Annotated in this window: 25 protein-coding genes, 1 other RNA gene, 2 pseudogenes and 1 other annotated feature; of the genes and pseudogenes, 25 read left to right on the top strand and 3 right to left on the bottom strand. The window is 35.4% G+C overall.

All coding sequences use genetic code 11. The features are described from left to right. Positions 1 to 13: 13 nt before the first annotated feature. Both MUA40_RS05610 and MUA40_RS05615 read left to right on the top strand, forming a co-directional pair. Positions 14 to 631, top strand: a complete 618-nt coding sequence (locus MUA40_RS05610) for a CadD family cadmium resistance transporter (RefSeq protein WP_000562107.1) — start codon at positions 14 to 16, stop codon at positions 629 to 631. Between the two features lie 156 nt (positions 632 to 787). Beyond that, positions 788 to 928, top strand: a pseudogene (locus MUA40_RS05615) (JAB domain-containing protein); the annotation flags it as partial. Positions 929 to 1,142: 214 nt separating this feature from the next. On the opposite strand, the gene MUA40_RS05620 reads toward MUA40_RS05615, so the two are convergent. Further along, positions 1,143 to 1,604, bottom strand: coding sequence for an ISL3 family transposase (locus tag MUA40_RS05620; protein ID WP_016426333.1), 462 nt, complete (start codon positions 1,602 to 1,604; stop codon positions 1,143 to 1,145). A 161-nt stretch (positions 1,605 to 1,765) separates the two neighbouring features. Beyond that, on the bottom strand, positions 1,766 to 1,927 hold the full coding sequence (locus MUA40_RS05625) for a hypothetical protein (RefSeq protein WP_016425284.1): 162 nt from the start codon (positions 1,925 to 1,927) through the stop codon (positions 1,766 to 1,768). Between the two features lie 172 nt (positions 1,928 to 2,099). Here MUA40_RS05625 and MUA40_RS05630 point away from each other — a divergent pair, with 172 nt between their 5' ends. Both MUA40_RS05630 and MUA40_RS05635 read left to right on the top strand, forming a co-directional pair. Then, the gene (locus tag MUA40_RS05630; protein WP_126496609.1) at positions 2,100 to 2,576 is read left to right on the top strand and encodes a DUF4930 family protein; all 477 of its coding nucleotides are present in this window, start codon (positions 2,100 to 2,102) and stop codon (positions 2,574 to 2,576) included. Between the two features lie 83 nt (positions 2,577 to 2,659). Continuing rightward, positions 2,660 to 2,791 carry a hypothetical protein gene (locus MUA40_RS05635; protein ID WP_262570026.1) on the top strand — a complete coding sequence of 44 codons (132 nt, stop codon included), beginning with the start codon at positions 2,660 to 2,662 and terminating at the stop codon, positions 2,789 to 2,791. 334 nt (positions 2,792 to 3,125) lie between these two features. On the opposite strand, the pseudogene MUA40_RS05640 reads toward MUA40_RS05635, so the two are convergent. Continuing rightward, positions 3,126 to 3,362 (bottom strand): annotated as a pseudogene (locus MUA40_RS05640) (transposase); the annotation flags it as partial. A gap of 577 nt (positions 3,363 to 3,939) precedes the next feature. Here MUA40_RS05640 and mreC point away from each other — a divergent pair. The 21 genes from mreC (at position 3,940) to ssrS (ending at position 25,235) form a co-directional block, all read left to right on the top strand. Next, positions 3,940 to 4,776, top strand: a complete 837-nt coding sequence (gene mreC, locus MUA40_RS05645) for a rod shape-determining protein MreC (protein ID WP_262570028.1) — start codon at positions 3,940 to 3,942, stop codon at positions 4,774 to 4,776. Then, positions 4,776 to 5,291 (top strand): rod shape-determining protein MreD, encoded by a 516-nt coding sequence (gene mreD / locus MUA40_RS05650; protein ID WP_262570031.1) that lies wholly within the window; start codon positions 4,776 to 4,778, stop codon positions 5,289 to 5,291. The genes mreC and mreD overlap by 1 nt, the downstream gene beginning before the upstream one ends. 35 nt (positions 5,292 to 5,326) lie before the next feature. Beyond that, positions 5,327 to 5,400, top strand: a sequence feature (ribosomal protein L21 leader region). A gap of 11 nt (positions 5,401 to 5,411) precedes the next feature. Continuing rightward, positions 5,412 to 5,720, top strand: coding sequence for a 50S ribosomal protein L21 (rplU, locus tag MUA40_RS05655; RefSeq protein ID WP_016425278.1), 309 nt, complete (start codon positions 5,412 to 5,414; stop codon positions 5,718 to 5,720). Between the two features lie 2 nt (positions 5,721 to 5,722). Next, positions 5,723 to 6,043: a ribosomal-processing cysteine protease Prp gene (locus tag MUA40_RS05660; protein WP_016425277.1), complete on the top strand. Its 321-nt coding sequence runs from the start codon at positions 5,723 to 5,725 to the stop codon at positions 6,041 to 6,043. A 10-nt stretch (positions 6,044 to 6,053) separates the two neighbouring features. Continuing rightward, positions 6,054 to 6,338, top strand: a complete 285-nt coding sequence (gene rpmA, locus MUA40_RS05665) for a 50S ribosomal protein L27 (RefSeq protein WP_014613716.1) — start codon at positions 6,054 to 6,056, stop codon at positions 6,336 to 6,338. A 153-nt stretch (positions 6,339 to 6,491) separates the two neighbouring features. Next, entirely contained in the window at positions 6,492 to 7,781 is a 1,290-nt protein-coding gene (gene obgE, locus MUA40_RS05670) for a GTPase ObgE (protein WP_016425276.1), read from the top strand. Between the two features lie 25 nt (positions 7,782 to 7,806). Then, positions 7,807 to 8,250 (top strand): ACT domain-containing protein, encoded by a 444-nt coding sequence (locus tag MUA40_RS05675; protein WP_167733017.1) that lies wholly within the window; start codon positions 7,807 to 7,809, stop codon positions 8,248 to 8,250. 12 nt (positions 8,251 to 8,262) lie between these two features. Beyond that, a complete protein-coding gene (gene ruvA / locus MUA40_RS05680; RefSeq protein ID WP_167733016.1) occupies positions 8,263 to 8,868 on the top strand; it encodes a Holliday junction branch migration protein RuvA in 606 nt (201 codons plus the stop codon). Between the two features lie 16 nt (positions 8,869 to 8,884). Continuing rightward, a complete protein-coding gene (gene ruvB, locus MUA40_RS05685; RefSeq protein WP_016425273.1) occupies positions 8,885 to 9,883 on the top strand; it encodes a Holliday junction branch migration DNA helicase RuvB in 999 nt (332 codons plus the stop codon). A 17-nt stretch (positions 9,884 to 9,900) separates the two neighbouring features. Beyond that, the gene (queA, locus tag MUA40_RS05690) at positions 9,901 to 10,926 is read left to right on the top strand and encodes a tRNA preQ1(34) S-adenosylmethionine ribosyltransferase-isomerase QueA (protein WP_016425272.1); all 1,026 of its coding nucleotides are present in this window, start codon (positions 9,901 to 9,903) and stop codon (positions 10,924 to 10,926) included. 17 nt (positions 10,927 to 10,943) lie between these two features. Beyond that, a complete protein-coding gene (gene tgt / locus MUA40_RS05695) occupies positions 10,944 to 12,083 on the top strand; it encodes a tRNA guanosine(34) transglycosylase Tgt (RefSeq protein WP_016425271.1) in 1,140 nt (379 codons plus the stop codon). 16 nt (positions 12,084 to 12,099) lie between these two features. Further along, positions 12,100 to 12,363 carry a preprotein translocase subunit YajC gene (gene yajC / locus MUA40_RS05700; RefSeq protein WP_016425270.1) on the top strand — a complete coding sequence of 88 codons (264 nt, stop codon included), beginning with the start codon at positions 12,100 to 12,102 and terminating at the stop codon, positions 12,361 to 12,363. Between the two features lie 138 nt (positions 12,364 to 12,501). Beyond that, positions 12,502 to 14,781, top strand: a complete 2,280-nt coding sequence (secDF, locus tag MUA40_RS05705; RefSeq protein WP_016425269.1) for a protein translocase subunit SecDF — start codon at positions 12,502 to 12,504, stop codon at positions 14,779 to 14,781. A 108-nt stretch (positions 14,782 to 14,889) separates the two neighbouring features. Next, positions 14,890 to 17,172 carry a single-stranded-DNA-specific exonuclease RecJ gene (gene recJ / locus MUA40_RS05710; protein WP_126496466.1) on the top strand — a complete coding sequence of 761 codons (2,283 nt, stop codon included), beginning with the start codon at positions 14,890 to 14,892 and terminating at the stop codon, positions 17,170 to 17,172. Between the two features lie 13 nt (positions 17,173 to 17,185). Beyond that, on the top strand, positions 17,186 to 17,704 hold the full coding sequence (locus MUA40_RS05715) for an adenine phosphoribosyltransferase (protein WP_016425267.1): 519 nt from the start codon (positions 17,186 to 17,188) through the stop codon (positions 17,702 to 17,704). A gap of 340 nt (positions 17,705 to 18,044) precedes the next feature. After that, complete coding sequence (locus MUA40_RS05720) at positions 18,045 to 20,234, top strand: RelA/SpoT family protein (RefSeq protein WP_126496465.1); 2,190 nt, start codon at positions 18,045 to 18,047, stop codon at positions 20,232 to 20,234. A gap of 12 nt (positions 20,235 to 20,246) precedes the next feature. Further along, positions 20,247 to 20,699: a D-aminoacyl-tRNA deacylase gene (gene dtd, locus MUA40_RS05725; protein WP_016425265.1), complete on the top strand. Its 453-nt coding sequence runs from the start codon at positions 20,247 to 20,249 to the stop codon at positions 20,697 to 20,699. After that, positions 20,696 to 21,571 carry an N-acetylmuramoyl-L-alanine amidase family protein gene (locus MUA40_RS05730; protein WP_155976444.1) on the top strand — a complete coding sequence of 292 codons (876 nt, stop codon included), beginning with the start codon at positions 20,696 to 20,698 and terminating at the stop codon, positions 21,569 to 21,571. The genes dtd and MUA40_RS05730 overlap by 4 nt, the downstream gene beginning before the upstream one ends. A gap of 358 nt (positions 21,572 to 21,929) precedes the next feature. Continuing rightward, positions 21,930 to 23,201, top strand: coding sequence for a histidine--tRNA ligase (gene hisS / locus MUA40_RS05735; protein ID WP_167733013.1), 1,272 nt, complete (start codon positions 21,930 to 21,932; stop codon positions 23,199 to 23,201). Then, positions 23,201 to 24,970, top strand: coding sequence for an aspartate--tRNA ligase (gene aspS, locus MUA40_RS05740; protein WP_016425262.1), 1,770 nt, complete (start codon positions 23,201 to 23,203; stop codon positions 24,968 to 24,970). Before hisS ends, aspS begins: the two co-directional genes overlap by 1 nt. A 73-nt stretch (positions 24,971 to 25,043) precedes the next feature. Then, positions 25,044 to 25,235, top strand: a non-coding RNA gene (ssrS, locus tag MUA40_RS05745) — 6S RNA. The last annotated feature ends 38 nt before the right edge of the window (positions 25,236 to 25,273 follow it).

Consider the following 25,273-nt stretch of genomic DNA (forward strand, 5'->3'; position numbering starts at 1 on the left):
TGGAGATGATAAAATGATCGCGACGATACTGACGGCTACTGCGGTATATGTAGCAACAGGAATTGATTATCTCGTCATATTAATTCTTTTGTTTTCGCAAGTAAAAAAAGGTCAGGTAAAACATATTTGGATAGGACAATATATAGGGACTGCAATTGTGATAGGAGCAAGTCTTTTAGTTGCACAGGGGGTTGTAAATTTAATTCCTCAGCAATGGGTTATCGGACTACTTGGACTTTTACCACTTTACCTAGGCGTGAAAATATGGATTAAAGGAGAAGAGGATGAAGATGAAAGTAGCATTTTATCTTTATTCTCCTCTGGAAAATTTAATCAGTTATTTTTGACGATGATTTTCATCGTATTGGCTTCCAGTGCGGATGACTTTTCCATTTATATACCGTACTTCACGACCTTAAGTATGTCTGAAATCTTTATTGTCACTATTGTCTTTCTAATTATGGTTGGAGTTTTGTGCTATGTCAGTTACCGTCTAGCTTCCTTCGATTTTATATCGGAAACAATTGAGAAATATGAACGTTGGATTGTACCAATTGTATTCATTGGGCTAGGTATTTATATATTGTTTGAAAATGGAACATTCAATGCTCTGATTTCATTTCTTCTTTGAAGTGGCGAATCCAAACCATAAAGTAAAGTATAAAGAGGTTATCCTATTGATTGGGATAACCTTTTTATATTTAACTAATTATCATTTACGTTAAACACATGTACTTAAAGTAAGAACATTGATTTAAACCATTTTTTCATAATTTACTCTTGATAAGACCCAACGCCATCTAAAGCAGATATTGAAACGACTAAAAGACTGATTGTATGTGGAGAAGCGATGGGTATTGATGTACTTGATCACATCATTGTAGGGGATAGCAACTATGTATCTATTCTGAGTGAGATTGACTTATAAAAACAAAGGCTGTACATTTTATATGGTGGTTATGTGTCTATAATAATTAAGTCGCAAACTTCCGATTGCTTCTTCGAGTCTCGCTTTCCCAGGCGCCTTACCTCAACTAATTTTGGCTTTTATTGTAGCTCATAAGAAGCCAAAATGGATTTTCGGTTTCGGCTCTATGCCTCGGGAGTCTCGACTCGGTACGCAATCTATTTAAGCAATTTCACTATTGAAAAGTGGCATTGCTTACTTTATGAATCACACGTTTTACAGAAGATGCAGAAACGTTACAATCACTTGCGATATCAGTTTCTGAGCGAACTTGTGTTGCTTTATCTATAATGGCTTTCTGAACATGGTTTGAGATAAAACAGTTATCCTCAACAACATTTGTTTTAGAAGTAAAAGTCCGACCACAAACCATACATTTAAAACGTTGTTTTAACAGATTTAAATACACTGCTATCTCTTGGAATCTTAAAAAAGTAATTCGCGATAAACGTTTTCCGTGTTTGTGTATTCGGTTTGGATTCGTATGATAACAGTGAGGACAAGTCATAGGCTTGTATGAAAGGGTACCAAAGATGACGTTAGATTTCTTACCTCTAATAACTACATCTTCTTCAACTTTAGTGATTTTAATATTATTATCTTTAATTTTTAGTAACTTTAATATATCATTACACATAGGCGCAATATGTCTCCTTTATTTTTGGTTTAGTCACTTAAAATTATAGAGGCATTTGCGCTATTTTTGTACAAAAAAGCAGGATGACTTATGTCATCCCACCATAAAAAATGAAGAACCAAAACAAAAGGCCCATGCAATGTTGCATGAACCTTTTGTTACTAAAGTTGAAAATTTCCAATAAGCCACGTACCAAATTTATAACATAAATATAAAGCTAATACAACTAATCCTACTTTTATTAGAAATCTTATTATTGTAATACCGACTCTGAATAGCAAAACGACTAATAATATAATTAAAAATAATGTGAGAATACTCATCAATGTCACTCCCTATATGTCTATAATAATCGTTTTGTATGAAAAGCGCATCATTCTAAAGTTATATTTATTTCATGCTTAAGATGGATGCTAAAACATAATAAAGCCATTATAATGATAATACAATGAATGAATTAAGATTAATATAATGAAAATATAGTGGAGGGCATGCATGCGGATTTTTAAAAGCTTATTCAAACTATTCATGGTTGTCTTTTTATTTTTAGCCCTCGTATTTACTGCATTAAAGTATTTTCCTCAGATTAAAAATGAACCGTGGAATCCAATGAAAGATAAAGAAGTTTATCAAGCGGTTGATAATGAAGGATATGAAATCCCAGTGAATGGCCGAAAGTATGTCCAACAAGAAAATGACATGTTTAGAAATGTTCCTAAAAGTCAGATGAGGAATGTTTTTAATTGGGTAGATAAATACGAATTTATGCAAGTCAATGATATGTCACGTCTTGGTTATGATAAAGAATATTTAATAGCCGAAAGAGATTCTCAATTTATTCTGTATCGTTTCGGTGAAAAGAATATGCGGATTTACACAACGGAACACGATTTGTATGACGATTTAAATCAGCTTGGACACCCGATATCTTTGCAACCGTTAGAAGCTTATCAGCAAGATGAAGACGATTAAAGGTCCTCGATGGTAGCACGTTTGAAAATAGAGTCTATTTACGTTAGGCTGTGATTGTGGAATCTCATAGAGGAGTGGTAAAAATGAAAACAAATCATGCGAAACAGCAAAACGAGCAGCGAAAAGCACAAAGATTATTTTCTGAATGGTGTAAAGATGAAATCCTCTACAAAGAAGACCAAGAGGATCAACATTCAAAAGGGCAACGTCACTAAGAATAATTACTGATTAATCGTCAGTTAACGGCATGAATTTTAACCATCATTTTATAACTCAATGATAAGCGATCATATTCTAATTGAGAGTTACGCTGAAAGAGTAAGCTTAATGCCTTACTTTTTCGGCGTTTTTTATGGGCTGTACACTTTATATGGTGGTTATGTGTCTATAATAATTAAGTCGCAAACTTCCGATTGCTTCTTCGAGTCTCGCTTTCCCAGGCGCCTTACCTCAACTAATTTTGGCTTTTATTGTAGCTCATAAGAAGCCAAAATGGATTTTCGGTTTCGGCTCTATGCCTCGGGAGTCTCGACTCGGTACGCAATCTATTTAAGCAATTTCACTATTGAAAAGTGGCATTGCTTTTTTCTTTGGTCTTTTATACAGTCTAAAAATAATAAAAATGCGATTTTTGAAGTTATAAAAGTTGCGATAGCCATATGAAACTCTTTTAATCAGTTTAACTTTTTGATTAATTCCTTCAATCGCTCCATTATTGAATTGAGGGGTTCCAATCGTATAAGCAATGATATCCTCATACTTTCTGTAGAAGCGTAACACTTTCCATCCATACATTTAAAACATTGTTTTAACAGTTTTAAATACACTGCTATCTCTTGGAATCTTAAAAAAGTAATTCGCGATAAACGTATTCCGTGTTTGTGTATTCGGTTTGGATTCGTATGATAACAGTGAGGACAAGTCATAGGCTTGTATGAAAGGGTACCAAAGATGACGTTAGATTTCTTACCTCTAATAACTACATCTTCTTCAACTTTAGTGATTTTAATATTATTATCTTTAATATATCATTACACATAGGCGCAATATGTCTCTTTTATTTTTGGTTTAGTCACTTAAATTTATAGAGGCATTTGCGCTATTTTTGTACAAAAAAGCAGGATGACTTATGTCATCCCACCATAAAAAATGAAGAACCTTTTTATGTTTGGGACGTACAAATACACGTGATAATTGCTTGATATTAGCCGATGTAAATTTGAAAAGTCATAGCACCATTCAAGTCATCATCTTCAAAAATCATTATGATCTCATTACAACACACCCTTGTACTTTATTTACTAACAAGAGTAATATAAAATAGGAGCAGTAATATATTTACATATAATATGAGGTGTTGAGGTTGTCCAATTTTTTTAAAAACAACAAACTCGTTGTGTTGTTTTGTGCATTAATACTTTTTATCGCTTTAGTTGGATTATCTATCAGGTCAAATACCCAATCGGTTCCTGAACAATATGCGAGTGATACCATTTCCTTCGGGCAACGTATTTTCTCTTATCCAGTCCAATTTGTAGCGGGAACTATTACAGACATATTCCATAAAAGTGAAGCGCCTACAAATAAAGAGAAACAATTACAAGCTGATAATGAACGACTTAAATCGGAAAATAAAAAACTCAAAAAAGAACTTGATATGAGTGATAATTCAGAGTATGCGCCTATTTCAGCAGGGGTGATTGCACGCCAACCAGATCAATGGTTAAATACAGTCGTCATTGATAAAGGAAAAAAATCTGGTATTAAAGAAAATATGGCTGTTATGACAGCCAATGGTTTAGTCGGCCGTGTTGCGAAAGTGAATCAATTTTCGTCACAAATCAATTTAATTACAACTAAGGGACGTACTAACCGTTTATCAGTAAATATCCAACATGGTTCAGATGAAGTGTTTGGTTTAATTGATCGCTATGATGATAAAACAGATCAACTTATTGTCAGTGATATAGATAATAACGAAGATATTAAAGAGGGCGATAAAGTTGTAACGAGTGGTTTAGGGGATCAATTGCCTAAAGGGCTTTACGTAGGTGAAGTTGAAAAAGTTCAAAACGATCAATATGGTTTATCAAAGCAAGTTTCTATTAAAACTGGGGCAAACATGAATCATTTTTCTCATGTTTATATCGCTAAAAGAGACCCTAAAACAGTAATTAACGATAAGGGTGACAATTCATAATGAAATCGATTTATTATGTACTTATAGGCTTATTGATGTTTTATCTAGATACGTTGCTTACCTTTTTATCACCGGTTACAATAGGTCACTTTTCATTTATATTAGTGCCCCATTTAAGCTTTTTATTTTTAATGATCATTGCGATTTATAAAAATACCAGTACCGCATTAATCTTAGGTGTCTTATTGGGTATCATGCAAGATCTGTATTTCGGTCAAGTTTATGGTGTTTATTTATTCGGTTACATTGTGTCCATTCTCATTGCCGATAAATTCTTAAAAGTTTTTTTCAGAGATCACACAATGCTTTATGGCATGATTCTACTTGGTGTGATATTCTTAGAAATTTTTGTCATGGTGATCTATAGTCTATTGGGGTTAATTGATATAAATATGTTTGGATTTTTAGTTTTCCGTATCATACCGACATTGTTTTTGAACAGTCTTTTATTAATCTTTATGTATTTCATTTTTAATCGCTTCATAAATCAATTAAGTACTATTGACACGAAGTAATACGAATGGTATGATTCAGTAGTTGAGTAGTTCATAGCTACATACAACCGCTCAAATATAGGTTTTAAGTACGCAATGTCACCTATATATGGCGTGACTTATAATTAGGAGGTGCAAAGTATGTTTGCTATTATTGAAACAGGTGGAAAACAAGTAAAAGTTGAAGAAGGTCAAGAAATTTACGTTGAAAAATTAAACGTAAACGAAGGTGACACTTTCACTTTTGATAAAGTTTTATTCGTCGGTGGAGACAACGTTAAAGTTGGTGCTCCTACAGTTGAAGGCGCAACTGTCACTGCAACTGTAAACAAACAAGGTCGCGGTAAAAAAATCACTGTATTTACTTACCGTCGTCGTAAAGATTCAAAACGCAAAAAAGGCCATCGTCAACCATATACTAAGTTAACAATTGATAAGATTAACGCTTAATCATGATTAATGTTGACTTTAAATTGAATGACGAAGGTCAGATAACAGATGTCATAATGGACGGTCATGCTGACTTTGCTGAGCATGGTCAAGACATTGTTTGCGCTGGTGCTTCAGCAGTTGTTTTCGGTAGCGTTAACGCTATTATTGGACTTACTGCAGAAAGACCAGATATTGATTACAGTGATGACGGTGGATATTTTCATGTGAGATCTGTTGATACATCAAATGAGCAGGCACAGTTGATACTCCAGTCAATGTTAGTTTCTTTACAAACAATTGAAGAAGAATATAATGAGTATATTAAATTAAATCTGAAGTGAGGTGTAACTCATGCTTAAATTAAACTTACAATTTTTCGCATCTAAAAAAGGGGTAAGTTCTACTAAAAACGGACGTGACTCAGAATCTAAACGTTTAGGTGCTAAACGTGCAGACGGTCAATTCGTTACTGGTGGTTCTATCTTATTCCGTCAACGTGGAACTAAGATTTACCCAGGTGAAAACGTAGGTCGTGGTGGCGATGATACATTATTCGCTAAAATCGATGGCGTTGTTAAATTCGAACGTAAAGGTCGAGACAAAAAACAAGTTTCTGTATATGCAGTTGCTGAATAATTTGTCAAATTTTGACACCAGAAGGTAACTTCTGGTGTTTATTTTTTATATTGATTAGACTAAAGATAATCATAGTTTCAAAATGAGAACCAAACGTAAAGTAAGTAACTTGCGTTTAAAATAAAACAAAAAAATCGAAAAAGAGGTGAAAATATGTTTGTAGATCAAGTTAAAATATCATTAAAAGCGGGTGATGGCGGGAATGGTATTACGGCATATCGCCGTGAAAAGTATGTTCCATTTGGAGGACCAGCCGGTGGTGACGGTGGTCGTGGTGCATCAGTTGTTTTCCAAGTAGATGAAGGATTGCGCACTCTCATGGACTTTAGATATCAACGACACTTTAAAGCTAAAAAAGGCGAAAACGGTCAAAGTAGTAATATGCATGGTAAAAATGCAGAGGATCTTGTTTTAAAAGTACCGCCTGGAACGATTATCAAAGATGTTGAAACAGAACAAACATTAGCTGATTTAGTGGAACATGGCCAAAGTGCAGTTATCGCAAAAGGAGGTCGTGGAGGTCGTGGTAATTCACGTTTTGCGACACCTAAAAACCCGGCACCAGATTTTAGTGAGAATGGTGAACCTGGTGAAGAAATAGAAGTAACTTTGGAACTTAAGCTTCTTGCTGATGTAGGCCTTGTTGGTTTTCCAAGTGTTGGTAAATCAACACTACTTTCAATCGTTTCTAAAGCAAAACCTAAAATTGGCGCTTATCACTTTACTACAATTCAACCTAATTTAGGCGTTGTGGTTACGCCTGACCAACGTAGTTTTGTTATGGCTGATTTACCAGGTTTGATTGAAGGTGCATCTGAAGGTGTCGGTTTAGGACATCAATTCTTAAGACATGTCGAAAGAACAAAAGTAATTGTGCATGTAATTGATATGAGCGGTTTAGAAGGCCGTGATCCTTATGAGGATTATACGATTATCAACCAAGAGCTAAAAGCTTATGCGCAACGATTAGAAGAGCGACCACAGATCATTGTTGCCAATAAAATGGATATACCAGAAGCACATGACCAGTTGGAACAATTTAAAAATAAACTTAATCAACCGGTTAAAATCATTCCAATTTCATCATATACACGTGAAAACATTGATCAATTACTTTATGAAATAGCGAATACACTTGATAAGGTCAAAGATGTTGATTTTTCTGCGACGGAAGAGCAAATCGGTGTCAATCGTGTTGTTTATAAACATACACCTTCACAAGATCAATTTAAAATTACGAGAGATGATGATGGTGCTTATGTCGTAAGTGGTAATGCGATAGAACGTATGTTTAAAATGACCGACTTTAATAGTGACCCAGCAGTACGACGTTTTGCTAGACAAATGCGTTCAATGGGTATCGATGACGCATTACGTGAACGTGGTGCAGAGAATGGTGATATTGTACGTATTCTTGGAGGAGAGTTTGAATTTGTCGAATAATGAACAGGAGGCGCCTAATGCGCGTATGAAACATCAATTTTATGTTATTCGTGAGGATGTTCTACCTTACGTCGTGAAGCGTGTACTACAAGTAAAATCCTCATTAAAAAATGACCCATCACTGACAATTCAAGAAGCAGTGGATATGCATGATTGTTCACGCAGTGCATTCTACAAATATAGAGACACTATCTTTCCATTAGATGAGGTTCGTAAGCGCACAGAAGCTTATACCATTATTTTATTTGTTATTGATAAAGTTGGAATTCTGGCAAGTATCCTTGAAAAATTGTCAGAGCTTCAACTTTCTGTGCTCACAATTCATCAAAGTGTCCCTATCAATAATAAAGCATCCATTACACTGTCACTAGATGGGAGTAAAGCGAAAATTAATCCCTATGAATTAATTAACACATTAAGACAAATGGAAAATATTTATAATGTAGATATTATCGGAATGAATTTATAAGGAGTAGTTACGATGTATGCATATATCTTTGGGAATTTAACGGCACTTTATCCAACACACATCATCGTCGAAACAACATCGGGTGTGGGATATGAAATTCAGACCCCAAACTCATATCGTTTTCAAAAGCATCTTAATCAATCTATTAAAGTTTATACGTCGTTAATTGTACGAGAAGACGCTCAATTGTTATATGGCTTTATTGATGAAGAAGAAAAGGATATGTTTTTAAGTTTAATTAAGGTGACTGGAATTGGTCCTAAATCTGCATTAGCTATTTTAGCAGCGAGCACGCCTAATGAAGTTAAACGCGCGATTGAAAATGAAAATGATGCGTATTTAACAAAATTTCCAGGAATCGGTAAAAAGACAGCGCGCCAAATTGTATTAGATTTAAAAGGTAAAGTAGTTATTACCGAAACGAACGATGAAGACCTACTTTCGAATGCTACGGATGCTATCGAAACCTCTCATTATGCAAAAGAAGCACTATTGGCGTTAGAAGCATTAGGCTATTCTAAGCGTGAATTGAAAAAGGTTGAGAAGGCGATGCAAAGTGAAACTTTTGAAAGTGTTGATGCAGCAGTTAAATTTGGATTAAAACAATTAGTTTCATAAAAAAGGAGTGAGTCAAATGGAACAAGATCGAATGATGGATGGCCATGAGCAATCTGATGAGCAAGCTTTTGAATTGTCATTACGGCCAGATCGGCTAAGACAATACATAGGTCAAAGTACGATCAAATCAAATCTTGAAGTTTTTATTCAAGCGGCTAAAATTCGTGAAGAACCACTTGATCATGTCCTTCTCTTTGGCCCTCCTGGTTTAGGTAAAACGACACTCTCACATATTATCGCAAATGAAATGGGCGTTAATTTACGTACAGTTTCAGGGCCATCTATAGAGAGACCCGGTGATTTAGCTGCTATTTTAACTGGTTTACAACCTGGCGATGTTTTATTTATTGATGAGATACATCGTCTAAGTAGCGTTGTGGAAGAAGTATTATATCCGGCTATGGAAGATTTTTTTATTGATATTATCGTTGGAAAAGGCGAGGAAGCACGTAGTATACGTATCGATTTACCACCATTTACATTAGTCGGTGCAACAACACGTGCAGGGAGTTTGACGAGTCCTTTACGTGACCGTTTTGGTGTTCATTTACGTTTAGAATATTATTCTGAACAAGAACTGGCACAGATTATTATTCGCACTGTTGATGTATTAGGCACAGCAATTGATGAAGAAAGTGCTATAGAAATTGCAAAAAGAAGTCGTGGGACACCTCGTATCGCTAATCGTTTATTAAAACGAATACGGGATTTCCAACAAGTAAATGAAGATGACATGATTTACATTGAGACGACAAAACGTGCTTTGCACTTATTACAAGTCGATGAAGAAGGTCTAGATTATATTGATCACAAAATGATGGCTTGTATTATTGAGCAATATCATGGTGGGCCGGTAGGGTTAGATACGATTGCTGTTTCAATCGGAGAAGAGCGTATTACGATTGAAGACGTATATGAACCTTTTCTCATTCAAAGAGGCTTTTTAGAGCGAACACCAAGAGGTCGTAAAGCGACACCCCAAGCCTATGAACATTTTAAATATACGAGTCATTAAATAGAGGAGTTACTACTTTGAATATTGAAGAATTTGATTATGAATTGCCAGAGTCGCTCATCGCACAAACACCATTAAAACAGCGCGATCAAAGCCGCTTGTTATATTTGAATCGACAAACTGGTGATACCGAAGACTTGCATTTTAAAGATATTACGCGATTTTTCAAACAAGGCGATACACTTGTATTAAATGATACGAAAGTAATGCCAGCGCGTTTATTTGGTGTTAAAGAAGAAACACTAGCAAAAGTTGAAATGTTAATGTTGACTCAAATTGAAGGTGACGACTGGGAAGTTTTACTTAAACCAGCGAAACGGATTAAAGTAGGGCAATCTTTGAGCTTTGGAGACGGAAAAATCATTGCTACTTGTATGAAAGAACTCGATCAAGGTGGCCGAATGATGCGCTTGCATTATGACGGCATTTTACAAGAGCGACTTGATGAATTAGGCGAAATGCCTCTCCCTCCATATATTAAAGAACGATTAGATGAAAAAGATCGTTATCAAACCGTTTATGCAAAAGCGTCTGGTTCAGCTGCAGCACCGACTGCAGGTTTACATTTTACAGATCAGTTGTTACAACAAATTCGTGAAAATGGGGTTAATATTGCATTTATCACACTTCACGTAGGATTAGGTACATTTAGACCTGTGAGTGTTGAGAATATCGATGACCACGAAATGCATAGTGAATATTATCAAATGTCTCAAGAGACTGCAGATTTACTAAATGAGACTAAAGCTAAGGGCCATCGCATCATATCTGTGGGTACGACCTCAACGAGAACACTAGAGACCATTCGACAAAATAATACGCAATTTGTTGCTTCTAGTGGATGGACGGATATATTTATTTATCCGGGTTTTGAATTTAAAGCGATAGATGGCTTGATTACCAATTTTCATTTACCTAAATCCACTTTAGTGATGTTGGTATCTGCTTTTAGTTCGCGACAATTTGTGCTTTCGGCATACCGTCATGCAGTCGCTGAAAAATATCGATTTTTCAGTTTTGGCGATGCGATGATTATTATTTAGTTTGAGAGGAGAATATTATGCCTGCAGTAACTTATGAGCATATTAAAACTTGTAAACAATCTGGTGCAAGATTAGGCATTGTACACACACCGCACGGGTCGTTTGAGACACCTATGTTTATGCCAGTGGGTACAAAAGCTACAGTTAAAACGATGAGCCCAGAAGAATTAAAACAAATGAATACGAAAATTTTATTAGGGAACACCTATCATTTATGGTTACAACCTGGCAATGATATTGTTAAAAAGGCGGGGGGCCTACACCAATTTATGAATTGGGACGGTCCTATTTTAACGGATTCGGGTGGCTTCCAAGTTTTTAGTTTGAGTAATTTGAGAAAAATTACCGAAGAAGGTGTAGAATTTAGACATCATACGAATGGTTCAAAACTCTTTTTATCTCCAGAAGATTCTATCAAAATACAAAATGATTTAGGTTCGGATATTATCATGGCTTTTGATGAGTGCCCTCCTATGCCAGCTGAGTATGATTATGTGAAAAATTCTATTGAAAGAACAACAAGATGGGCTGAACGATGCTTACAAGCGCACCAACGTCCGAACGATCAAGCCTTGTTTGGAATTATCCAAGGTGGAGAATACAAAGATTTACGTCAACAATCAGCGGAAGAACTCGTTAAACTTGATTTTCCAGGATATGCGATAGGTGGATTGTCTGTTGGTGAGCCAAAACCTGTCATGTATGAGATGGTCGAATTTACTGAGCAGTTTATGCCTAAAGATAAGCCGCGTTATTTAATGGGCGTAGGTTCTCCTGATGCATTGATTGAATGTAGCATCCGTGGTATGGATATGTTTGATTGTGTATTACCGACACGTATTGCACGTAATGGAACATGTATGACTTCACATGGCCGTGTTGTCGTAAAAAATGCGCAATATAAAGAGGATTTTAGACCGCTAGATGAAAATTGTGATTGTTATACGTGTAAAAATTATTCACGCGCATACCTAAGACATCTCATCAAAGCGGATGAAACTTTTGGGATTCGTCTTACCACTTATCATAATTTGCATTTTCTGTTAAAATTAATGGAGAACATTAGACAAGCCATTCGAGAGGATCGTCTTTTAGATTTTAAAGAGGAATTTTTCGAACAATATGGCCTCAATGTTGATAATCCGAAAAATTTCTAGATAGGAGCTAAGATTTATGTCTTCACTTATTAGTTTATTACCTTTAATATTGCTATTTGTTGTTATGTGGTTCTTTATGATTCGTCCACAACAAAAGCGTGCTAAAGAGCATCGCCAAATGGTAGACCAATTAGAAGCGGGCCAACGTGTAACGACAATTGGTGGTATTAAAGGAACAGTTCGTGCAGTTGACGAAACGACAGCTGTCATTACAGTTAATGGTAAAGGTACTGAACTGACTTTTGAAAAACAAGCCATTAAACAAGTGGATCCTTCATAACGGATTGTATTGAACAGCTTTAATACAATTAAAGACATGGATTATACCCATGTCTTTTTTAGTTCGTGTTAGAAATCACTTGCACTAATTTTGTAAAGTGAAGTATGCTTGAAACATAAGATAAAATGAGGTGTTTATGTGAAAAAAACAAGTAGATTGATCACCTTTGTTATTCTTGTCGTGCTATTATTCGCGGGAATGGCCACTACATATAAAAATGTGATCAAAAATGTCAACTTAGGGCTTGATTTACAAGGTGGATTCGAAGTTTTATATCAAGTCAACCCACTTGATAAAGGCGATAAAATTGATAATACCGCCGTACAATCCACAGCTAAAACTTTAGAACGTCGGGTCAACGTACTTGGTGTCTCTGAACCGAAAATACAAGTTGAAGACCAAAATCGTATACGTGTTCAACTTGCTGGGGTTAAGGACCAAAACCAAGCCCGTAAAATTTTATCATCACAAGCTAATTTAACAATACGGGATGCTGATGATAAAGTTTTATTAACTGGTAAAGATTTAGTTCAAGGTTCGGCTAAACAAGAGTTTAAACAAAATACGAACCAACCCGCAGTTACTTTTAAATTAAAAGACAGTGATAAATTTAAAAAAGTAACAGAAAAAATTTCTAAAAAGCAAGAAAATGTAATGGTTGTATGGCTCGACTTTAAAAAAGGCGACAGCTATGCGAAAGAAAAAACTAAAGAAGATCCAAAATATATTTCAGCAGCTTCTGTAGACCAACCGATTAACTCACCTAATGTTGAAATTTCAGGTGGTTTCCAAGGTGAAAAAGGCATAACTGAAGCCAAACAAATTGCTGATCTTTTGAATTCTGGTTCATTACCAGTTGATTTAAAAGAAATCTATTCAACTTCAGTTGGTGCCCAATTTGGTCAAGATGCATTAGATAAGACGATGTTTGCATCAATTATTGGGATTAGCATCATTTTCTTATTCATGTTATTATTCTACCGTTTGCCAGGTTTAATTGCTGTCATTACATTAACAACTTATATTTATTTAACAATGTTAGCATTTAATTTTATCTCAGGTGTCCTCACATTACCTGGTTTAGCCGCGTTAGTACTTGGTGTAGGTATGGCTGTTGATGCGAATATCATCATGTACGAAAGGATTAAAGACGAGTTGCGAATTGGTCGCACATTAAAACAAGCTTATAAAAAAGCAAATAAAAGCTCATTTATTACTATTTTAGATGCCAACTTGACAACTGTACTTGCAGCCGCTGTTCTCTTCTTCTTTGGGGAAAGTTCAGTTAAAGGTTTCGCTACGATGTTATTATTGGCAATTTTAATGAGCTTTGTGACTGCGGTCTTCTTAACACGTATTCTTTTATCTTTAGTCGTACAATCCAATGTATTCAAGAAAAAACTTTGGTGGTTTGGTGTTAAAAACAATCAAATTCATAATATTAATGACGGTTATGATGTATCGGATTTAAGTACACCTTACGATAAGATTGATTTTATGAAAATTGCAAAGCCACTATTTGCATTTAGTGGTGTGGTCATTTTAGCAGGTGTTATCATTTTATCAATTTTCAAATTGAACTTAGGTATTGATTTTACTTCTGGTACGCGTGTTGATCTTCAAAGTGATCAACCACTCAATCAAAACCAAGTAGAGAAAAAATTAGAAGCGATTGATTTGAAACCAAACCAATTATCAATTGGTGGAAATAAAAATGAAAATGCTTCGATGCAGTATAAACATGACTTGTCAAAAGATGAAATTGCTAAAGTATCTAAAACATTAAAAGATGCATATGGCAAAGAGCCATCTGTGAATACTGTATCACCTGTAATAGGTCAAGAATTGGCTAAAAATGCGATGCTAGCAGTGATTATTGCATCCATTGGTATGATTATTTACATTTCTTTACGTTTTGAATGGCGTATGGGTATCGCATCGATCATTTCCTTATTACATGATGCTTTTATGATTATTGCCGTCTTTAGCTTGTTTAGACTCGAGGTTGATATAACGTTTATCGCTGCAGTACTGACAATCATCGGTTATTCGATAAACGATACGATTGTAACATTTGACCGTGTTCGTGAAATGTTGAAAAAAGTAAAAGTAATCACGAAAGAAGAGCAAATAGACTATATTGTGAATAGTTCTATTCGACAAACGTTAACACGTTCAATCAACACTGTTTTAACCGTAGTTATCGTCGTTGTTGCAATGTTGATATTAGGTGCATCAAGTATATTCAACTTCTCATTAGCATTATTGATTGGTTTAGTATCAGGTGTATACTCATCTATTGTTATTGCGGTACCGCTTTGGGGCATGTTGAAGAAACGTGAATTACGTAAATCAAGTCATCACAAACTTGTTGTTTATAAACGTAAACGTACTAACGAAGAAAAAGTATTAGTATAATAGAAATAAACTTGGACGTCTTATTGATTAACATCAATGATGTCCAAGTTCTTTTTATTTTCTCTAATTTTCGTTATAATACGTTTTGAGAAAGAGGCGGTAATGATTATGATACAATCGAATTTTCAATGGCAAACGCGTCAAGTTGATAGCTTGATTGATGACGCTTTAGTCGATAAATATAAATTGACACCGATGATGAAATCGATACTAGAAAGCAAAGGGTACACTGATGGATTAGAGCTTGAACGCATTTTAGCACCGAATCATTTGATACATGACCCTCAAGCATTAAGTGACATGGATAAAGCGATATCACGCATACATAAAGCAATTCAAAATGGTGAAAAGATTCTTGTTTATGGAGACTATGATGCAGACGGTGTAACGTCAACGACCATTATGGTTAAAACATTGCAACAACTTGGTGCTACTGTAGGGTGGTATATCCCTAACCGATTTACAGAAGGATATGGGCCAAGCGAAATGGCCTTTAGAAATGCCTATGATGAAGGAGTTACGTTAATTATTACTGTTGATAATGGTATACAAGGGCATCATGAAATTGAACTTGTGCAAAATCTAGGCGTGGATGTGATTGTTACAGACCATCATGAAATGGGGGAAACGTTGCCTCCTGCTTTTGCAATTATCCATCCGATGCATCCTGATTTCAATTATCCATTTAAATATTTATGTGGTGCAGGTGTGGCGTTTAAGTTAGCAGATATGCTTTTAGAAGAATTGCCACATTCATTTTGGGTTTTAGCAATGATTGGGACAATTGCTGATTTAGTTTCTTTGACTGATGAAAATCGGATGATTGTTCAAAAAGGATTGACTTATATCAATGAAGAGACACCCGTGGCGATTCGCACTTTATTAGATCAGGCACAATACCGAGATGATATTAATGAAGAAACAATTGGTTTTATCATTGCGCCTCGATTAAATGCGGTAGGCCGTTTAGACGATGCAGGTTTAGCGGCTGAATTATTAATGTCAGATGATCCAGAAGAATCGCTATTTCTAGCAGAACAAGTGGAACATTTCAATGTGGAACGTAAAGAAATTGTCCAACAAATCGTGGAGGAAGCGATGGAGATGGCTCAAGAAGCCGTTAGTGAGGGTCAAAAATTTTTAGTTTTAGCTAAAGAAAATTGGCACGAAGGCGTATTAGGAATTGTGGCTTCAAGAATTGTTGAAACATTTCATTTGCCTACTATGATTTTAAATATTGATGAAGCCCAACAACATGCAAAAGGTTCATCCCGAAGTATTTCGCAAGTCTCAATGTTTGAAGCTCTATCTTCGGAATCTACATTAATTACAAAATTTGGTGGTCACCATATGGCTGCAGGATTAACAATGCCGATAGAAAATGTAGATCAGCTAAGAAACGCGCTAAATACATGGATGACTGAACGTTTTAATGACGATGATCTACAACCCGTCAAAATGGTTAATGTTGTTTTAAATATCGAACATGTAACGATTGAACAAATCCGCTCTTTAGAACGGTTACGCCCTTTTGGCATGGATTTTAACAGACCTGTATTTCAAATTGATGGCTTGACCATCCAACAAGCGAAAGCGATTGGTCAAAATCAGAATCATCTTAAAGTTACTTTTAATGAACAAAATTTACAAGGCTTGTTTTGGAATCATGGTGAATTAAACCAAGAATTAATGGAAGACCAAGAAATAGATATCATTGGTGAACTTCAAATTAATGAATGGAATGGGAATCGTACGCCTCAATTTGTAATGACTGATGTAAGAAGTAATGATCGACAGATTTTAGATTATCGCAGCAAAAATAAGCGGTTACCTCGATTTGAGGGTAAAGATCAAGTGTGTTATCTGATACATCCAAATAAAGATAAATCTAGTCATCATGAATTCTATTATGGCGAGGTCATTCCAGAAGGTTATGATAAATGTGTAATGAGAGATTTACCACTTACTATGGAAGATATAAAGCTGTCATGTCGTTACATTAAAGCATCTCAAATTTATCTTGTATTTGAGCATCAACATTCTATTTATTTTGAAGGTTTACCGAAAGATGATACGTTTAAAAAATGTTATAAAGCACTATTTCAAAAGGGTAAAACAAATCTAGAAACTGAAGGTATGGCACTGAGTCAATATTTGCAAATTAAACCCGCTATGCTGAAATTTATTTTAAAAGTTTTCTTAGACTTACAAATTATTTCACAAAAAGATGGTATAATTGAGATTGCGCATTCTCGTGAAAAGCAGTCTATTTCAGCTAGTCGCATTTATCAAGCACGGGTACAGCGAATTGAAGTTGAAAAACAGCTCTTATATGAAGAATTTGATGCCATTAAGTCTTGGTTTGTTAATGAATTAGCAGGGATTGAATGAGGAGAGGATTTAAGTGGATTTAAAAAAATATGTATCTGAAGTCAAAGATTGGCCTAAAGCAGGCGTTAATTTTAAAGATATTACAACAATCATGGACAACGGAGAAGCATACGGCTATGCGACAGATCAAATCGTTAAATATGCAAAAGAGAAAAACGTTGATATTGTCGTAGGACCAGAAGCACGTGGTTTTATCATCGGATGTCCTGTTGCATATGCAATGGGAATCGGTTTTGCACCTGTTCGTAAAGAAGGGAAGCTTCCACGTGAAGTCATCCGTTATGAATATGACCTAGAATACGGAAGCAATGTACTCACAATGCATGCAGACGCAATCAAACCAGGTCAAAGAGTATTAATTACTGATGATTTGCTTGCTACAGGTGGAACAATCGAAGCGGCTATTCATCTTGTTGAGAAACAAGGCGGTATCGTTGCTGGCATTGCATTTATTATTGAACTTGCTTACTTAAATGGTATAGAAAAAATTAAAGATTACGACGTGATGCGTTTAATCACGTATAATGAATAGTTCATAGAATCAAAAGTTTCTAACATACACATCATTGTATGTTGGAATTTAGTGAGATTAAGAAATCTTCGTTTTATTATAGATTTCAGTCTCACTTTTTTTATTATATTAAATGTTACGTTGAGGTCGATTGATATCATTTGCTGTTGCTTCTATATTTTAAATAAACGCTTTAAATAAACAGAGTAAACATTTTAAAATGTAATCAAGTATTGAAAAACTAAAATTATTGACACTTTTATTATTCTTTTGTAATAAAATTATGCGTTGTGATACGGTTCAATTATTTTTAATCATGTAGTATGATAGAATTATTATTTATAACGTGGGGGTGACCATAATGAATAACGAATATCCATATAGTGTAGATGAGGTATTGCATAAAGCAAAAACATATTTAGACAGCGAACAATATGAATATGTATTAAAAAGTTATCACATCGCTTACCAAGCACACGAAGGACAATTTCGTAAAAACGGTTTACCTTATATAATGCACCCTATTCAAGTGGCAGGTATATTAACTGAAATGCATCTCGATGGCCCAACGATTGTTGCAGGTTTTTTACATGATGTGATTGAAGATACGCCGTATACTTTTGATGATGTTGAAGAAATGTTCAATGTGGAAATTGCGACAATTGTCGATGGGGTTACGAAATTAAAAAAGGTAAAATACCGTTCGAAAGAAGAGCAACAAGCTGAAAATCATCGTAAATTATTTATTGCAATCGCTAAAGATGTACGTGTCATTTTAGTTAAATTAGCTGACCGATTACATAATATGAGGACTTTGCGTGCAATGCCTCGTGAGAAACAAATTCGAATTTCAAAAGAAACATTGGAAATATATGCACCGCTTGCCCATCGTTTAGGGATCAATACAATTAAGTGGGAATTAGAGGATATTGCACTAAGATATATTGATAATGTTCAATATTTTAGAATTGTTAATCTCATGAAAAAGAAACGAAGCGAACGTGAAGCTTATATTGAAAACGCAATTCAAAATATACGTAAAGAAATGGATATTATGGAAATTAGTGGTGAAATCAATGGTCGCCCCAAACATATCTACAGTATTTATCGTAAAATGATGAAGCAAAAGAAACAGTTCGATCAGATTTTTGATTTGCTTGCTGTACGTGTTATCGTTAACTCTATCAAAGACTGTTACGCCGTATTAGGTCTCGTCCATACCCTATGGAAACCGATGCCTGGTCGTTTTAAAGATTATATTGCGATGCCAAAACAAAATATGTATCAGTCATTGCATACGACTGTCGTTGGTCCGAATGGCGACCCATTAGAAATCCAAATTCGTACTTTTGAAATGCATGAAATCGCAGAGCATGGGGTTGCAGCGCATTGGGCTTATAAAGAGGGAAAACAAGTTGACAAAGATAGTGAAACATATAATAAAAAGCTAAATTGGCTAAAAGATATTGCAGAAACTGATCATACTTCTTCTGATGCGCAAGAATTTATTGAGTCACTTAAATTTGATTTACAAAGTGATAAAGTTTACGCTTTTACACCAGCGAGTGATGTAATTGAGTTACCGTACGGCGCGGTACCGATTGATTTTGCATATGCAATTCACAGTGAAGTCGGCAATAAAATGATAGGTGCAAAAGTAAACGGTAAAATTGTGCCGATTGACTACGTGTTACAAACCGGCGATATCGTTGAAATTAGAACGAGTAAGCATTCATATGGTCCAAGCCGTGATTGGTTAAAAATCGTACGTTCATCAAGTGCTAAAAGTAAAATTAAAAGTTTCTTTAAAAAGCAAGATCGCTCTTCAAATATTGAAAAAGGTAAGTTTATGGTGGAAGCTGAACTTAAAGAGCAAGGCTTTAAACCTGACGAACTATTAACTGAACGTAATTTAAAAATAGTAAATGATAAGTATAATTTTGCCAATGAAGATGATTTATATGCTGCAGTTGGTTTCGGGGGTGTGACATCAGCTCAAATCGTCAACAAACTGACTGAAAGAATTCGTATCGAAAACAAGCAAAAAGCATTGAATCAGGCACAACAAGTGACGAAATCAGCACCTATTAAAGATCACATTACGACAGATTCAGGTGTGTATGTTGAAGGTTTAGATAATGTTCTAATTAAGTTATCCAAATGTTGCAATCCGATACCAGGTGATAAAATATTAGGCTATATTACAAAAGGTCATGGTATAAAAGTGCACCGTACGGATTGTCCAAATATTCAAAACGAAAAAGAGCGTTTAATTGATGTGGAATGGGTCAAATCTAAAAATGCAGCTCAGAAATATCAAGTAGATTTAGAAGTCACTGCTTACGACAGAAATGGCTTGTTAAATGAGGTTTTACAAGCAGTGAATAGCACCTCTAGTCAATTAATTAAAGTAGCAGGTAAATCTGATATTGATAAAAATGCTGTTATTAATTTAAGTATTATGGTAAAAAATGTACATGAAGTGTATAAAGTTGCTGATAAAATTAAACAACTCGGCGATATCTATACAGTAACACGAGTTTGGAATTAGGAGTGCTTAATTATGAGAATCGTTGTACAACGTGTGCAAGCTGCAAGTGTGAAAAACAGCCAAATAGCGCGCTCTATAGATCGTGGTTTATGCTTACTCGTAGGCGTTGGCGAAAATGATACAAAAGCGGATGCAGATGTACTCGCTAAGAAAATTGCAAATTCTCGCATTTTTGAGGATGACAACGGCAAATTAAATTTAAATGTCCAACAAATCGAAGGCGATATTTTGTCAATTTCACAATTCACCTTATATGCGGATGTGCGAAAAGGCAATCGACCAGGATTTAGTAAAGCAATGTCTCCAGATGAAGCCAATGCGCTATATTTATATTTTAATGAGCAATTACGTACTTATCATTTGGCAGTTGAAACAGGTCAATTTGGAACAGATATGCTTGTAGATATTCAAAATGATGGACCCGTGACGATAATCTATGAAAGTATAGATGGCAAAATCCTATGAAAAAAGTAGATCAATGGTTAAAGAAAAAGAGAATCAAACCGCATAGATTTTATTTAGCGTTACTTATTTTGGCTGTTATCATTGCAATCCTCATTTCCTTTATTTTAATTAAAGAGAGTCATACGAGCCAAATTCATGTTGTGGAAGATGCAGAAATTAGAACGGGCCCTAATGCTGCATTTCCAGTGATATATAAAGTTAAAGAAGGCGATAGCTTTATCAAAATAGGGCAAAGCGGCAAATGGGTAGAAGTACGTTCACCAGATGGCAAAGAAAAAGGTTGGATTGCTGGCTGGCATACGAATCTAGACATTAAGGAAGATGAAAACCCTTATGCCCATCCATTAAAGAATAAAGTGATCGTTCTTGATCCGGGACATGGTGGCGGAGATCAGGGTGCTGCCAGTCAAACGGGTAAGAAAACTTTAGAAAAAAATATGACTTTAAAAACAAGTTTAGAATTAAAAGAACTGCTTGAAAAAGAAGGTGCAAAAGTCAAATTAACACGCACTAAGGATGAGTATGTTAAATTGAAAGATAGAAACTTAAAAGGCGATGTTTTTATCAGCATTCATAATGATGCGCTTGACTCACCAAATGCGAATGGCGCAACCGTTTATTGGTTCCACGAACAGCAACAAGCACTTGCGGAAACTTTAAATGCAAGTATTCAAAAGAAAGCGATATTATCTGATCGTGGTCCAAGACAAGAAAACTATCAAGTTTTACGACAAACAGAAATGCCTGCTGTTTTACTTGAACTTGGCTATATTAGTAATCCAACTGACGAAGTGTTGATTAGAGATACAAATCATAGAAAGATAGTTGAAACTGCTATCGTTGATGGATTAAAAAATTATTTTTTAAGTTAACATCTTGAAACTGAACATAAAAACAGTTATGATAATGAATGAATTTTATATTTATCACCGTTAGTATTCTTGAAGAGACTTTTTAGATTCATGAAGAAATGCAGAGAGTTTATCCTAGGCTGAAAGATAAACCTTCAAGTTAAGTTGTTGAACACAAGAAGAGGTACTTTATGAAAATAAAGTCGTACGGCCAACGTTACTGGCTATAGAGTGAAGTACAATCGTGACAGTTGATTGTACTTAATTAGGGTGGCAACACGGCTTAAAGTACGTCCCTTGTATGCAAAAAGTCATACAAGGGGCTTTTTTTATTCAAAATTCGATGACTGGTGCAATCAATGATAAAGGAGAGATGAAGATGATTCACATTCCGCGTGGAACGCAAGATATATTACCTCAAGATACTTCAAAATGGCAGTATATTGAATCAAAATTAGATGAATTAATGAAACTGTATAACTATCAAGAAATTAGAACACCTATATTTGAAAGTACAGATTTATTTGCACGTGGCGTTGGTGATTCAACTGACGTTGTGCAAAAAGAAATGTACACATTTAAAGATAAAGGGGATCGTAGTATTACTTTACGACCAGAGGGAACAGCTGCTGTAGTAAGAAGTTATATCGAAAACAAAATGCAGGGTAATCCTAATCAACCTGTTAAGTTGTATTATAATGGGCCAATGTTTCGTTATGAAAGAAAACAAAAAGGACGCTATCGTCAATTTAATCAATTTGGTGTTGAAGTGATTGGTGCTGAAAACCCAAGTATTGATGCTGAAGTTTTAGCATTAGTCATGCATATCTACCAATCATTTGGTTTGAAAAAACTTAAACTTGTCATTAATAGTGTTGGTGATGCAGAATCACGTAAAGAATATCAAGAGGCGCTACGTGAACACTTTAGACCTGTCATCCATAATTATTGTCAAGATTGTCAAAATCGAATTGAGACCAATCCAATGCGTATTTTAGATTGCAAAGTCGATCGCAATCAACCAGAGATGAAAACAGCGCCTTCGATCATTGATTATTTAAACGATTATTCAAAATCGTATTTTGAAGAAGTGAAAGCACACTTAGATCGTTTAGGTATCCCGTATGAAGTGGATCCAACACTTGTTCGTGGATTAGATTATTACACGCACACAGCGTTTGAATTGATGATGGATAACGAAGCGTATGATGGCGCAATCACTACACTTTGTGGCGGTGGCCGTTACAACGGTTTGTTAGAGTTATTAGATGGACCAAATGAAACAGGTATTGGATTTGCGTTAAGTATTGAACGTTTACTATTAGCTTTAGAAGAAGAAGGCATCGAATTTCCAGAAGAAAACCAAATCGACTTATTTATTGCAACTATGGGAGAAAAAGCGGATCATTATGCTGTAACATTACTTAACCGTTTGAGACATGACGGCATTTCAGCTGATAAAGATTATTTGTCACGTAAATTAAAAGGACAAATGAAACAAGCTGACCGTCTTAACGCAACCTATACGATTGTAATCGGGGATCAAGAACTAGAAAATGGCGAAGTTGCAGTGAAACATATGGCAACGGGAGAAGCAAAAACAATGAAATTTGAAGAAATTGAAAGCTATATTAATGGAGGAAGAAAGTAATGAACAAACGAACGACGTACTGTGGTTTAGTCACAGAAGCATATTTAGGACAAGAGATTACATTAAAAGGTTGGGTCCACAACCGCAGAGATTTAGGGGGCCTTATCTTTGTAGATGTTCGTGATAGAGAAGGCTATGTACAAGTCGTATTTAATCCTGATTTCTCTGAAGAAGCATTAAAAGTTGCTGAACGTATTCGCTCAGAATATGTTGTTGAAATCACAGGTACAGTAACGAAAAGAGATCCAGAAACAATTAACCCTAAAATTAAAACCGGTCAAATCGAAGTACAAGCGAAGTCTATCGAAATTATTAATCAATCAGAGACACCCCCATTTTCTATCAATGAAGATAATGTCAATGTAGATGAAAATATTCGACTTAAATATCGCTACTTAGATTTACGACGCGAAAAGTTAGCGCAAACATTTAAAATGCGCCATCAAATTACAAAATCAATTCGTACATTTTTAGATGATCAAGATTTTTATGATGTGGAAACGCCTGTCTTAACAAAGTCTACACCTGAAGGCGCACGTGACTACCTTGTCCCATCTCGTGTACATGAGGGTGAATTTTATGCACTTCCTCAATCACCACAGTTGTTTAAACAATTGCTTATGATTAGTGGATTCGACAAATATTATCAAATTGTTAAATGTTTCCGAGATGAAGACTTACGTGCTGACCGTCAGCCTGAATTTACACAAATCGATATTGAAATGAGCTTCGTTGAACAAGAAGATGTCATTCAATTAGGTGAAGCAATGGCTAAAAAAGTTGTATCTGATGTTAAACAGGTTACTTTGACAGATGCATTTCCACGTATGACTTATGCTGAAGCAATGGAAAGATATGGAACAGATAAACCAGATACACGATTCGGTATGGAATTGATTGACGTTTCAGAATTAGGTCAAATTATGGACTTTAAAGTGTTTAAAGGTGCTGTTGAAAGTGGCGGCCAAGTGAAAGCCATCGTCGTTGAAAATGGTGCTAAAGATTACACAAGAAAAGACATCGATGGTTTAACTGAATTTGTTAATATTTATGGTGCTAAAGGATTAGCATGGGTTAAAGTTGTAGAAGATGGCTTGAATGGACCTATTGCACGATTTTTTGAAGCCGAGCATGTTGAAAAATTACAATCGCTCACAAATGCTAAAGATGGAGACCTCGTGTTATTTGTTGCTGATACAAAAGAGGTCGTTGCACAAAGTTTAGGCGCTTTACGAAATAAATTAGGAAAAGAAAGAGGTCTGATTGATCCTGAACAATTGAATTTCTTATGGGTTACTGACTGGCCATTGCTTGAATATGATGAAGAAGCGCGTCGTTATGTAGCAGCACACCATCCATTTACTTCACCAAAAGTAGAAGATATCGAATTATTAGAAACAGCACCTGAAAAAGCGCAAGCACAAGCGTATGACCTCGTTTTAAATGGTTATGAATTAGGTGGCGGTTCTATCCGTATTCATAATGGAGAATTACAACAAAAAATGTTTAAAGCACTTGGTTTTTCTGATGAAGCAGCACAAGAGCAATTCGGATTTTTATTAGATGCGTTTAAATATGGCGCACCTCCACATGGCGGAATTGCATTAGGACTGGACCGTTTTGTGATGTTATTGTCAGGTCGTACAAATTTACGTGATACAATCGCATTCCCTAAAACTGCATCGGCTACAGATTTATTAACAGATGCGCCGAGCCCTGTATCTAACCGCCAATTAGATGAATTGTCTTTGCGTATTAAAAACATTTAAAATATCATTTCACGGCATGATAAACTTATTATTTGCTAAATCACTGATTTGTGATATGATGAATTCATAAGATAGTCGTCTGCAATGTTCGTAAGTTCGCTTTTTGTATTTTGACCTAACACTCTTTGATCAGGGAGCCCAATGGGTTTTCTTGCAGCGCACACGCCTCTCAAGGAGGACTTGCAAAACAAGAAACAGGGCACCCACCTGTATATAGCAGGCCAAAATGATCAAGCATTTTCAACTACGGCATGACGGATTCTATCGGTACGCAAGACACTTTGTCTTGCGTATTTTTTATGC

Origin of the sequence: Staphylococcus schleiferi (genome assembly GCF_025558325.1) — a bacterium.
In the GTDB taxonomy this organism is placed as follows: Bacteria; Bacillota; Bacilli; order Staphylococcales; family Staphylococcaceae; genus Staphylococcus; species Staphylococcus schleiferi.

Excerpts from the sequence above, each read along its gene's own strand:
- MUA40_RS05610 (WP_000562107.1), top strand. The coding sequence starts at position 14 with ATGATCGCGACGATACTGACGGCTACTGCGGTATATGTAGCAACAGGA.
- MUA40_RS05620 (WP_016426333.1), bottom strand. The coding sequence starts at position 1,604 with ATGTGTAATGATATATTAAAGTTACTAAAAATTAAAGATAATAATATT.
- MUA40_RS05625 (WP_016425284.1), bottom strand. The coding sequence starts at position 1,927 with ATGAGTATTCTCACATTATTTTTAATTATATTATTAGTCGTTTTGCTA.
- MUA40_RS05630 (WP_126496609.1), top strand. The coding sequence starts at position 2,100 with ATGCGGATTTTTAAAAGCTTATTCAAACTATTCATGGTTGTCTTTTTA.
- MUA40_RS05635 (WP_262570026.1), top strand. The coding sequence starts at position 2,660 with ATGAAAACAAATCATGCGAAACAGCAAAACGAGCAGCGAAAAGCACAA.
- mreD (WP_262570031.1), top strand. The coding sequence starts at position 4,776 with ATGAAATCGATTTATTATGTACTTATAGGCTTATTGATGTTTTATCTA.
- rplU (WP_016425278.1), top strand. The coding sequence starts at position 5,412 with ATGTTTGCTATTATTGAAACAGGTGGAAAACAAGTAAAAGTTGAAGAA.
- MUA40_RS05660 (WP_016425277.1), top strand. The coding sequence starts at position 5,723 with ATGATTAATGTTGACTTTAAATTGAATGACGAAGGTCAGATAACAGAT.
- rpmA (WP_014613716.1), top strand. The coding sequence starts at position 6,054 with ATGCTTAAATTAAACTTACAATTTTTCGCATCTAAAAAAGGGGTAAGT.
- obgE (WP_016425276.1), top strand. The coding sequence starts at position 6,492 with ATGTTTGTAGATCAAGTTAAAATATCATTAAAAGCGGGTGATGGCGGG.
- MUA40_RS05675 (WP_167733017.1), top strand. The coding sequence starts at position 7,807 with ATGAAACATCAATTTTATGTTATTCGTGAGGATGTTCTACCTTACGTC.
- ruvA (WP_167733016.1), top strand. The coding sequence starts at position 8,263 with ATGTATGCATATATCTTTGGGAATTTAACGGCACTTTATCCAACACAC.
- ruvB (WP_016425273.1), top strand. The coding sequence starts at position 8,885 with ATGGAACAAGATCGAATGATGGATGGCCATGAGCAATCTGATGAGCAA.
- tgt (WP_016425271.1), top strand. The coding sequence starts at position 10,944 with ATGCCTGCAGTAACTTATGAGCATATTAAAACTTGTAAACAATCTGGT.
- yajC (WP_016425270.1), top strand. The coding sequence starts at position 12,100 with ATGTCTTCACTTATTAGTTTATTACCTTTAATATTGCTATTTGTTGTT.
- recJ (WP_126496466.1), top strand. The coding sequence starts at position 14,890 with ATGATACAATCGAATTTTCAATGGCAAACGCGTCAAGTTGATAGCTTG.
- MUA40_RS05720 (WP_126496465.1), top strand. The coding sequence starts at position 18,045 with ATGAATAACGAATATCCATATAGTGTAGATGAGGTATTGCATAAAGCA.
- dtd (WP_016425265.1), top strand. The coding sequence starts at position 20,247 with ATGAGAATCGTTGTACAACGTGTGCAAGCTGCAAGTGTGAAAAACAGC.
- MUA40_RS05730 (WP_155976444.1), top strand. The coding sequence starts at position 20,696 with ATGAAAAAAGTAGATCAATGGTTAAAGAAAAAGAGAATCAAACCGCAT.
- hisS (WP_167733013.1), top strand. The coding sequence starts at position 21,930 with ATGATTCACATTCCGCGTGGAACGCAAGATATATTACCTCAAGATACT.
- aspS (WP_016425262.1), top strand. The coding sequence starts at position 23,201 with ATGAACAAACGAACGACGTACTGTGGTTTAGTCACAGAAGCATATTTA.